The sequence below is a fragment of the Streptomyces sp. NPDC007189 genome (genome assembly GCF_040703635.1).
In the GTDB taxonomy this organism is placed as follows: domain Bacteria; phylum Actinomycetota; class Actinomycetes; order Streptomycetales; family Streptomycetaceae; genus Streptomyces.
In genome coordinates this window covers 263,789-274,387 of sequence record NZ_JBEYEY010000015.1, presented here as the reverse complement: position 1 = coordinate 274,387, position 10,599 = coordinate 263,789, and the positions used below count along the sequence as shown (strand labels likewise).

Sequence of the window (10,599 nt, the reverse complement as noted above, 5' to 3'; positions counted from 1 at the left end):
CCGACGCCCACAGCGCCCGTTAGCCGGGCCGCCGGTCCGCCGACACGCAGCCCCCGGTCCTCTGGACCCGGGGCTGTGTGGATGCGGGGGGGGGGCGACGCCCCGCCCGGAACCCCGAGGACGTGCCCGGACCCGCCAGCTAGGATCCCCGGCATGGCCATCAGCATGAGCGACGTGGACCGGTTCGAGGCGTCCAGGCCCCGGCTGGAGGCCATCGCCTACCGGCTGCTCGGCTCCGCGAGCGAGGCCGAGGACGCCGTGCAGGAGACGTTCCTGCGCTGGCAGGCCGCCGACACCGGGCGGGTCGAGGTGCCCGAGGCCTGGCTGACGAAGGTGCTCACCAACCTGTGCCTGAACCAGCTCACCTCGGCCCGCGCCCGGCGCGAGACCTATGTGGGCCAGTGGCTGCCCGAGCCGCTGCTCGCCGGTGACCCGATGCTCGGGCCCGCCGACACCGCCGAACAGCGCGAATCGGTGTCGTACGCGGTCCTCACCCTGCTGGAGCGGCTGTCCCCGAACGAGCGGGCGGTGTACGTGCTGCGGGAGGCCTTCGCCTACGCGCACCGGGAGATCGCCGAGATCCTCGACATCACCGAGGCCGCGAGCCAGCAGATCTTCCACCGCGCCAAGCGGCACGTCGCCGACGGCAGGGCCCGTGCCGAGGTCGACCGGGCCGCCGCCCGGCGGATCGTCGAGGAGTTCCTCGCGGCCGCCACCAGCGGCCGCACCGAGCCGCTCGTCCGGCTGCTCACCGAGGACGCCGTCGCGATCGGCGACGGCGGCGGCAAGGTCCCGGCCCGCGCCAAGGCGTTCGAGGGCGCCCGCGCGGTCGCGACCTTCATGCGGGGGCTGTTCAAGCCCAGCAAGGCCAAGCGCGACCTGGTCGGCGGCACGGCCGAGATCTTCGCCGCGACAGCCAACGGCGAACCCGCCCTCGTCGTGGTGGTCGGCGGCCGGGTCATCGGCGTCATGTGCCTGGAGATCACCGCCGAGGGCATCGCCGCGTTCCGCAACCAGGTCAACCCCGACAAGCTCGAGCGCGCTGCTCGGCTCTGGGCGGCCGCCGAGCACGGAGAACCTCTGCTGCGGGTGTTCTGAACCCCGATGTGATCTGCTTCACATTCGGTTCCTGTCAGGGAACGGCGGGCCGCCCGGTTCAAGGGGCGAGCCCGCTGAAGACAGCAGACAGGAGCCGGGAAATGCAGCACCGCATCGTCGTCCTCGGAGCCGGATACACCGGAGCGATCGCCGCCGGGCGCCTCGCCAGGCGGCTGCGTCCCGAGGACGTCGCCATCACCCTCGTCAACGCCGAACCCGACTTCGTGGAACGCGTCCGGCTGCACCAGCTCGCGGCCGGCCAGTCGCTCACGCCCCGCCCCCTCGCCGAGATGTTCGCCGGTACCGGCGTCGAGCTGACGCTCGGCAGGGTCACCGGCGTGGACGTGGACCGCAGGACCGTCACCGTCCTCGACGCGGACGACGGCACCCGGGAACTGCCGTACGACACCCTCGTGTACGCCCTCGGCAGCGGCCGGCACGACCAGGGTGTGCCGGGCGTTGCCGAGCACGCCCACGAGATCGCCTCCCGTCCCGGAGCGCTCCGGCTGCGCGAGCGGCTGGCCGGCCTGGCCGCCGGGCAGCCCGTGCTCGTGGTCGGCGGCGGCCTCACCGGCCTGGAGGCCGCGACGGAGATCGCCGAGGCCCGCCCGGACCTCGACGTCGCCCTCGCCGCCCGCGCCGGCCTCGGCGACTGGCTCTCGCCGAAGGGCCGCCGGCACCTGCGGAAGGTCTTCGACCGGCTCGGCATCACCGCGCACGAGCACACCGAGGTCACCGCCGTCGACGCCGGCCGCGTCACCACCGCCGACGGCCGCGCCGTCCCGGCGGCGGTCACCGTGTGGACCACCGGCTTCGCCGTCCACCCGATCGCCCGGGCCACGAGCCTGGAGGTCACCGGCACCGGTCAGATCGTGGTCGACCGCACCATGCGCTCGGTCTCCCACCCGGACGTGTACGCCGTCGGCGACGCGGCCATGGCCATGGGCCCCGGCGCCAAGCCGCTGCGGATGTCCTGCGCCTCCGGCGTCCCCTCCGCCTGGCAGGCCGCCGACGCCATCGCGGCCCGCCTGACCGGCGGCAAGCTCCCCACGGTGCCGGTGCGCTACTTCAACCAGTGCATCTCGCTGGGCCGCAAGGAGGGCCTGATCCAGTACGTCACCGCCGACGACCGCGCCGTCCGCGCGGCCCTGACGGGCCGTACCGCCGCCCTCTACAAGGAGCTGGTCTGCAAGGGCGCGGCCTGGGGCGTCGCCCACCCGACCGTCCTGCCGGCCCGCCGCCGCCCCGTCGTACGCGGGCAGGAGACGCCGGCCGCGGCGGTGCGGACACCGGCCTGACCCGCGCCGCGCCGGGCCCCCGCACTCCGGGGCCCGCGCGGTCTTCGCCCAACTTCCTTCCTCACAAGCGCCGTTGTCCGTACAGAGCGCCCTATGGTGCACTAATCTCCTTCCACCACAACGGTCACCAGCTCCTGGGCGGGAGAGCATGCATGGGGGATCCGTGTGAGGACCTGGGGTTCGACTCGCTCCTCGGTGAGGAGGGGTTCTTCGCGCGCCTGCTCGGGCGGTCGCCGTCGGGCGCCGGACGCGAGCCGTTGTACGGCCCCGACCTGCCCGTGGTGCTGCTCACCGGCGGTCCCGGCATGGGCAAGGGCCGGCTGCTGCGCGCCGTACGGGACCGGTTCGCCGCCAAGGTGCCGGTGATCCACCTGGACTGCGGCTCGTCCGTGTACGCGGACCGGGCCGACCCCGAGCCGGGCGCACGCTCGGCCGTGACCGAGGCGCTGGTCGAGGCGGCCGAGCGGCTCGCCGCCTGGCAGGGGCCGGGCGGCTCGTTCGCCTTCCCCCGGCTCTACGCGGGCCTCGCGATGATCGCGACCGGCGTCGCGGAGGGCAGCGCCCAGTCGGTCGCGACCGAGGTCGAACGGTACGAGGAGTTGTCCCCGCGGAACCGACGGCCCCTGGCCACCGGCGACTTCTGGCGGGGCGCGCTGCGCGCGGCCGTCCACAACCTGCTGACCACCCTGGCCGGGCAGGCGCTCGGCCCGTACACGGCCTCGGTGAGCACCGCCCTGCTGGACGCCATCTTCGCCGACCTGCCGCCCAGGGGCCGTACCGAACTCGCGCGCATCTACGGCGCCTACCCCGGCGCCGGCGGCCAGCCCCAGCACGGGATGCGCGATCTCGCCACCGACTTCCAGGCCGGCGGCGAGGACCGGGAGCTGGCGGAGAGCTTCCTCTTCCGGGCGCTGCGCGAGGACCTCGAGGCGTCGTACACGGGGGCGTCGGGCTGGCTGCTCAGGGTCGGCCGGCCGGCGCTGCTGCTGGACCGGGCCGAGACACCGCTGGGCGAGCAGCTGCTGCGGGCCGTGCTCAGGGACCGCCGGGACGGGCAGCGCGACCGCGTGGTGGTCGTCGGCACGGCCCGCCGGGCGGACGGCGGCGCCTTCCTGTACGGCGGCCTGCCCCCCGGTGAGGTGCCGCCCCCGGCGCGGTTCCGGCCCGCCGACGGATTCCCGGCCGAGTGGACCCGGCGCGCGGCCCCGGAAGCGGACCGGGCGCCGCTGGCCGACGGCGTGCTCCTGCTGCGGATGCCGCTGCTCACCGGCGACCGGATCCGCCGGGAGACCGAGCGCGGACAGCGGCGCGCGCAGCCGGGGAGCGGCACGAGCCGCCGCCGCGTCGACGCCGCCGTGGCCCGGCTGAGCGGCGGCCGGCCGCACATGGTGATCCGGCTGGCCGCCGCGTCGGCCGCCTTCCGGATGGCGGCCGGCGCCAACGACCGGGACATCCTCGACGCCCCCTTACGGCTCCCGGGCGACGGCGACGGCGAGCGGCCGGTGGCGGACGTCCTGCTGGAGGAACTGGTCCTGGAGCAGCTGCCGGTACGGCTGAAGGCCGAGTACCACGACCAGTGGCTGGACCTGCTCACCCATCTGTCCGTGGCGCACGACGCGGAGTGCGCCGACGTGCTGCTGCGCCACCACCAGTCGGGCCGCGTCCACCGGCTGACCGCCCATCATGTGTCCGAGCTGCTCACCGACACGGGATGGCCGCGCTGCGAGCGGCACTTCATCGGGGACTTCGGGCTGCGCCAGCTGCTGGTGCACCGGCTGTACGGGCTGCGCCCCGACGGCGCCGCCTGGTACGCCGACCACCATCTGCTGCGCGACCACTGCACCCGGCGCGCGGCGCGGGAGGGGGCCGCGGACGGCGGGGCGTTCCGTTCGGTCGTGGCGCACCGGATGAACCACCACCTGGTCTCCGGCGGTGTGGACGACGTGGTCCGCCATCTGGCCGACACGCTGCCCGGCCGGCCCCGGGAGTGGTGCGCGGAGCTGCTGGAGATCGCCCAGGCGCCGTATCCGGGCGGCGCGGACACCCGGCGGGAGCGCGCGGAGGGCCTGGTGGCGGTGGACGGCCCGGCGCTGCGCCGCACCGTCGACCAGCTGCTGCACGCGGTGTGGCTGTGTGAGGAGCGGACCAGGCCGACCGGACAACAGACCGCCGGCACCCTCGCCAAGCTGCTGGACCTGCTGTCGATCATGGAGTTCGACGGCGCCGGGGAGCTGGGCAGGACGGCCACCGACTGGAGCGGCCTGGCGGAGAACGAGCAGCCGTTGCTGCGCTGCGCCTGCACCGATCAGCTCGGGCGAAGGAGGTAACGGCGATGCCCAGATGGCGGAAGATCCTTTACGCGCTGCTGGCCCTGGCGGCGGTCGCGGCGGTCATCGTGTTCGCCACGTCCGTCATCGGCAGACCGGACACCTGCACCGGCGGGATCCAGCGGATCGACGGCGAGTGCGTCGGGGTGAACGGGGCGGGCTACGACTTCGGCACCCCGGAGATCGGCGCCGTGGCCCGGGCCATCGCCCGGGAGAACAAGCGGATCGAGGGCCAGCCCCATGTGACGGTGGCGATGATGCTGCCGCTCCAGTCGGAGGCGCCCGCGCTGCGCCGGGAGATGCGCAGCGACCTGCAGGGGGCGTACCTGGGCCAGTTGGCGGCCAACAAGGGCGAGGGCGAACCGCCGAAGATCCGCCTGGTGCTGGCCAACCCCGGGCGGGACTACGCGCACCAGTCCACCGTCGTGGACACCCTGATCCGCATGGCCGGCTCGTCGAAGGACCGGCTGCGCGCCGTCACCGGCTTCAACCTCAGCCTCGACGCGACGCGGCAGGCCGTGAGCCGGCTGACGGCGCACAAGGTCCCGGTGCTCGCCTCCCGGATCTCCGGTGACCCGATAGCCAACGAGGACACGGCGGACGGCATGGCCGGCGCGCGGTTCCCCGGACTGGCCCGGATCATCCCCACCAACCACGACGTGGCCCAGGCGCTGGCCTACTTCAACGGCGCGCGGGGCCGCCAGGACCGCAGGACGGTGCTGGTCTACGACACCCGCCCGGACAGCTACGACGAGTCGCTGGCGAAGGCGTTCGGCGGCATAAAGGAGCAGGGACCGCCCGGACCCGCTCCGATGCCGTTCACCTCCCCGGGGATCGACGAAGCGGGCTCGACCGGCAACCAGTTCACCCAGATCGCCAACAACATCTGCGACACCGACGCCGACGCGGTGTACTTCGCGGGCCGCACCCTGCACCTGCGGCTGTTCGCCCTCAAACTGGCCCAAGTGGGCTGCCAGAACCGGCACTACACCATCGTCAGCGGCTCCGACGCGGCGTCGCTGCAGCAGAGCATGACGGACAAGGACTGGCAGCAGCTGCGCGGCACGGGCGGCACGGCGAGGGTGACGGTGCAGTACGCCGCCCCCGCGCATCCGGACGCCTGGAGCACCGCGCTGACCGCCTGGACCCGGCAGTGGACCGCCACCCACCACGGCAAGCCGGCCCCGTCCGACCTGCCCCAGTACCTCACGGAGCCCAAGGCGGCCCTGGACGGCCTGGAGAGCCTGATCCGGTCGGTGAAGACCGCCGACCTCGGCTCCGCCCCCGCTCTGCGGGACTCGCGCACGATGCTCGTGTACGACGGCATGGTGACCATCGGCACGGCGCTGCACCAGGTGCAGAACGGTTCCGGCGTGCCCGGCCTGGAGGACGTCGGCCGGGAGTGGTCGAAACTCCAGTCGCGGCACCGGATCCCGGGCACGAGCGGCCTGATCTGCCTGACCAGCGCCGGCAACCCGTACGACAAACCGGTCGCGGTGGTCGAGCTGGACCCGGGCCGGCGGGGCGAGGGCGACCTGAAGTTCGTCGGCCTGGGCTGGCCCACGGGCCGTCCGCAGCAGAAGAACTGCGTGATCCCGAGCCGTACGCCGTGACCACCACCGGGACCCGGGTGCTGTCACCGGAATGAGTCAAGCCATGGGCGGGGCGTTTTTCGGCCATGGCTTGCTCATCAACGGCACATGAACTCCCCGGAAAAGGCAAAGGAACGTTCTTGCTTCGATCTTCATCTTGTTGACGTGCGCCCGACATCCGTACGTTCTGCGCGACCTCGGCGCACACCCTGCGCCGGGTCGTACCGCCGCGCACCCCCCACAGCTCTTCCCGGTTCACCCACTCGTGGAGGACGTACGTTGCGCAGAACCGTTTCCCTCTCCGCCGTCGCCACCCTGGCCACGGCAGCCCTCGCCCTGGCCGCCCCGGCCGGCCAGGCGGCAGGGGCCACCTCATCGGCCCACGGCGTCACCGTCGCGCACGCCTGCGCGGTTCCGACCAAGAAGGGCCAGATGGCCTGCAATGCCCTCCAGGTCACCGGGGGCACCCCCCGGTCGGCGCGCGCCGAGAGCGACCTGACGGCGGCCGCCGCCCCCTCCGGCTACGGACCCGCCTCGCTGCAGGCGGCGTACAACCTGCCCTCGGCGACCGGCGGTTCGGGCCAGACCGTGGCCATCGTCGACGCCTACGACGACCCGAACGCCGAGTCCGACCTCGCCACCTACCGTGCGCAGTACGGACTGTCGGCCTGCACCACGGCCAACGGCTGCTTCACGAAGGTGGACCAGAGCGGCGGCACCCGCTATCCGCGCGGCGACTCCGGCTGGGCCGAGGAGATCTCCCTCGACCTCGACATGGTCAGCGCGGCCTGCCCGAACTGCAAGGTCCTGCTGGTGGAGGCCAGTTCGGCCAGCATGACCAACCTGGGCACGGCCGTGAACACCGCGGTCCGCCTCGGCGCGAAGTTCGTCTCCAACAGCTACGGCGGCTCCGAGTCCTCCAACGACGCGACGTACGACGCGTCGTACTTCAACCACCCGGGCGTCGCCATCACCGTCTCCTCCGGTGACAACGGCTACGGCGTGGAGTACCCGGCGGCGTCCAAGTACGTGACGGCCGTGGGCGGTACGTCCCTGAAGACCGCGTCGAACGCGCGCGGCTGGACGGACACCGTGTGGAGCGGCGCCGGCTCCGGCTGCTCCGCCGACGACGCCAAGCCGAGCTGGCAGAAGGACACCGGCTGCGCCAGCCGCACGGTGGCCGACGTCTCCGCGGTCGCCGACCCGAACACCGGTGTCGCGGTGTACGACAGCTACCGCTCCGCCACCGGCTGGATGGTCTTCGGCGGCACCAGCGCCTCCTCCCCGCTGATCGCGGCGACCTACGCGCTCGGCGGCGCCCCGTCCGCCGGCTCCTACCCGTCGTCCTTCCCCTACGCGCACACCTCGGCGCTGTACGACGTGACGAGCGGCTCCAACGGCAGCTGCGGCGGGTCGTACCTGTGCACCGGCACCACCGGGTACGACGGCCCGTCCGGCCTCGGCGTCCCGAACGGCACGGCGGCGTTCACCGGCTGAGCCGCACCGGCATGCGACGGGGGAAGCCCCTGGCGAGTCCGCCAGGGGCTTCCCTTGCTTATGGGCTCCTTCAGGGGCGGCTGATCGCTCACGCCAGCACGACCTGCGTCGTCATTCCGGTCCGACTAGGTTCGTAGGGACGGGGCATCTGACTTCCACCGGCCCGGACGGAGAAGGGTGGCGTGGGTGGACTGGGAGAGGTTCGCGGAACGCCTTGCGGTCCTCGCGCGCGAGCTGCTGGAGCAGGACTCGGTGCAGGCGACGCTGGACCGCATCGCCTCCGCGGCGGTGGAGATCGTCGACGGCTGCGAGGCGGCCGGTGTGCTGACCCTCCGCAAGCGGGCGGCGGTGACCCTCGCGGCCTGCGGCGACCTGGCCGCCGAGTCCGACCGGCTCCAGGGGCGGTTCCGGGAGGGCCCCTGCTTCGACGCGGCGCGGTCGGACGCCGGGCGGGCCTACCGGATCATGGACCTGACCCGGCCGGAGCCCGCGTGGCCGAAGTACGCCCCGGCGGCGCGCCGGCTCGGTGTGGGCAGCGTGATGGGCTTCCTGCTGTACGCCCGGGGCGAGGACTTCGGCGCCCTGAACCTGTACTCACGGCGGCCCGGCGCCTTCACCGAGGCGAGCGAGACCGCCGGCTGGGTGCTGGCGTCCCACTGCGCCGTCGCCCTGGCCAGTGCCAGCACCGAGGAACAGCTGAACCACGCCCTGGAGACCCGGCACGCCATAGGCGAGGCCATGGGCATCCTCATGGAACGCCACCGGCTGAGCGAGGACGACGCCTTCGACGTGCTGCGCCGGGTGTCCCAGCACCACAACGTCAAACTCCGCGACGTCGCCCAGCGCGTACGCCGCGGGCCCCTGATCCCGCCGGAGAGGTAGCCGGACGCGGGCAGCGGTGGCTCACGGCCCGGTCCGGCCGGCCGGCGGCGGATGCGCGATTCCGCACAGCTCGGCCCGAGGGGCCGGCTCTCCCCGGCAAGTGGGCACACGGGGAGGGAAGACGCGCAGGACACACCTGTACGCACGAGCGGCGCGCAAGGCGGCCGGTCTTGATCTCCAGGAGGCGAGGACATGGCGGAACCGGGGAACACGGCTCCCGGCCGGCTCGGTCCGGTGCTGGAGGCCATCGGGACCGGCGCCTACGTCGCGGACGAGCAGGGCCGCATCGTGGCCGTCAACAGCTGTGCCGAGCGGCTGCTGGACCGCCCTGCCGCCGGGCTGGTCGGGCAGGACGCCCATGACCTGCTGCACCGCGGACCACACGGCGAGCCACTGCCCACGACGCGGTGCAGCATGCGGCAGGCGTTCCACGCGGGCACCCCGGCGCACGGGGACGGCGACTACTTCGCCCGCGGCGACGGCTCCCCGCTGCGCGTCTCCTGGACGATCACGCCGTACGACCTCGGCGACCACCGCGCCGGCACGCTCGTCGTCTTCCACCCGCCCCGGCCGGTGCCCGGCACCGAGGAAGTCCCGGAGCATCCCGCCGCCACGCTGACCGACTACGAGCGGCTCGCCCTGCTCGCCGAGACCACCACCCGGCTGACATCCACCCTCGAGACGGATGAGGCGCTGCGCCGGCTGGTGGACCTGGTGGTGCCGCGCCTCGCGGACTGGGTCGTCATCGACCTGATCACCGAGCGCGACGAGGTGTGGCGCGCCGCGGTGGTCCAGGCGGACGGCGACACCCTGACGCACCACGAGGACCTCGAGGGGCCGATGCCGCCGGTGCCGGAGGAGTCCCCGATGCCCCTGTCCCGGGCGCTGCGGGGCGTCGCCTCCACCCTGGCCGGGCCCGAGACCTACCAGGGCCCCCCGGACTCCGGCATCGCGGTCGAGCAGCACCGCCTGTTCGAGGCCACCGGCATGCACTCCGCGGCCATCGCCCCCATTCGCAGCACCCGTGAGGTCCTGGGCGCCCTCACGCTGGGCCGCGCCAAGCAGCCGGGCCGCTTCACCTCCGCCGACCTGCCGCTCATCGAGGACATCGCGCGCCGCGCCGGCCTGGCCCTGGACAACGCCCGCCTCTTCCAGCGCCAGCGCGCCGTCGCCGAGACCATGCAGAACCATCTGCTGCCCCAGATGCCGCCGGTGCCCGGGCTGCAGATGGCCGTCCGCTACCTGCCCGCCCCCGACGCCTCGCAGGTCGGCGGCGACTGGTACGACGCCTTCACCCTGTCCGACGGCGCCACCGCGCTCGCCGTCGGCGACGTCCTCGGCCACGACCTGGAGGCCGCCGCGGGCATGGCCCAGCTGCGCAACATCCTGCGCGCCTACGCCTGGGCCCAGCAGGACCCTCCCAGCCGGATCGTGGAACGCCTCGACGAGGCGATCACGTCCATCACCGACGTCGCGATGGCCACCCTCGTCCTCGCCAGGATCGCCCGGGCCGACGACGGCCGGTGGGAGCTGTCCTGGACGAACGCCGGCCATCCGCCGCCGCTGCTGGTCACCCGGGACGGCCTGGCCGAGTACCTCACCGACGGGCACGGCATCCTGCTGGGCACCGGGCTCCGCACGCCGCGCCCGGACGCCACCGTCGTCCTGCCGCCGGGCTGCACCCTCGTGCTCTACACCGACGGTCTCATCGAAGCGCCCGGCCGCACGCTCGACGAGGGCCTGAACCGGCTGCGCCAGCACGCCGCCGCCCTCGCCCACCGCCCCCTGCCGTCCTTCACCGACCAGCTCCTGCGCCGCACCGAGCCACCCGGCCTGGACGACGTCGCGCTCCTCGCCCTCCGCGTGCCGTCGCGGTCGGGAATTCCGTTCTGAACACAAAAAAAG

7 protein-coding genes are annotated in these 10,599 nt (G+C 73.6%); all 7 read left to right on the top strand.

Annotated features, from left to right (window positions below; all coding sequences use genetic code 11):
* The first annotated feature begins 153 nt into the window (after positions 1-153).
* The 7 genes from AB0950_RS28850 (at position 154) to AB0950_RS28820 (ending at position 10,587) form a co-directional block, all read left to right on the top strand.
* Positions 154-1,098: an RNA polymerase sigma-70 factor gene (locus tag AB0950_RS28850; RefSeq protein WP_360571730.1), complete on the top strand. Its 945-nt coding sequence runs from the start codon at positions 154-156 to the stop codon at positions 1,096-1,098.
* Between the two features lie 101 nt (positions 1,099-1,199).
* On the top strand, positions 1,200-2,396 hold the full coding sequence (locus tag AB0950_RS28845; RefSeq protein ID WP_360154501.1) for an FAD-dependent oxidoreductase: 1,197 nt from the start codon (positions 1,200-1,202) through the stop codon (positions 2,394-2,396).
* 152 nt (positions 2,397-2,548) lie between these two features.
* Positions 2,549-4,723 carry a hypothetical protein gene (locus tag AB0950_RS28840; RefSeq protein ID WP_366779714.1) on the top strand — a complete coding sequence of 725 codons (2,175 nt, stop codon included), beginning with the start codon at positions 2,549-2,551 and terminating at the stop codon, positions 4,721-4,723.
* Positions 4,724-4,728: 5 nt separating this feature from the next.
* Positions 4,729-6,336: an amino acid ABC transporter substrate-binding protein gene (locus tag AB0950_RS28835; protein ID WP_366779713.1), complete on the top strand. Its 1,608-nt coding sequence runs from the start codon at positions 4,729-4,731 to the stop codon at positions 6,334-6,336.
* Positions 6,337-6,594: 258 nt separating this feature from the next.
* Positions 6,595-7,812 (top strand): peptidase S8, encoded by a 1,218-nt coding sequence (locus AB0950_RS28830; protein ID WP_366779712.1) that lies wholly within the window; start codon positions 6,595-6,597, stop codon positions 7,810-7,812.
* Positions 7,813-7,998: 186 nt separating this feature from the next.
* Positions 7,999-8,694 (top strand): GAF and ANTAR domain-containing protein, encoded by a 696-nt coding sequence (locus tag AB0950_RS28825; protein ID WP_360154489.1) that lies wholly within the window; start codon positions 7,999-8,001, stop codon positions 8,692-8,694.
* Between the two features lie 192 nt (positions 8,695-8,886).
* Positions 8,887-10,587 carry a SpoIIE family protein phosphatase gene (locus tag AB0950_RS28820; protein WP_360154486.1) on the top strand — a complete coding sequence of 567 codons (1,701 nt, stop codon included), beginning with the start codon at positions 8,887-8,889 and terminating at the stop codon, positions 10,585-10,587.
* The last annotated feature ends 12 nt before the right edge of the window (positions 10,588-10,599 follow it).

Bases quoted from the DNA above. Each gene is read 5' to 3' on its own strand.
- AB0950_RS28850 (WP_360571730.1), top strand. From the start codon at position 154: ATGGCCATCAGCATGAGCGACGTGGACCGGTTCGAGGCGTCCAGGCCC.
- AB0950_RS28845 (WP_360154501.1), top strand. From the start codon at position 1,200: ATGCAGCACCGCATCGTCGTCCTCGGAGCCGGATACACCGGAGCGATC.
- AB0950_RS28840 (WP_366779714.1), top strand. From the start codon at position 2,549: ATGGGGGATCCGTGTGAGGACCTGGGGTTCGACTCGCTCCTCGGTGAG.
- AB0950_RS28835 (WP_366779713.1), top strand. From the start codon at position 4,729: ATGCCCAGATGGCGGAAGATCCTTTACGCGCTGCTGGCCCTGGCGGCG.
- AB0950_RS28820 (WP_360154486.1), top strand. From the start codon at position 8,887: ATGGCGGAACCGGGGAACACGGCTCCCGGCCGGCTCGGTCCGGTGCTG.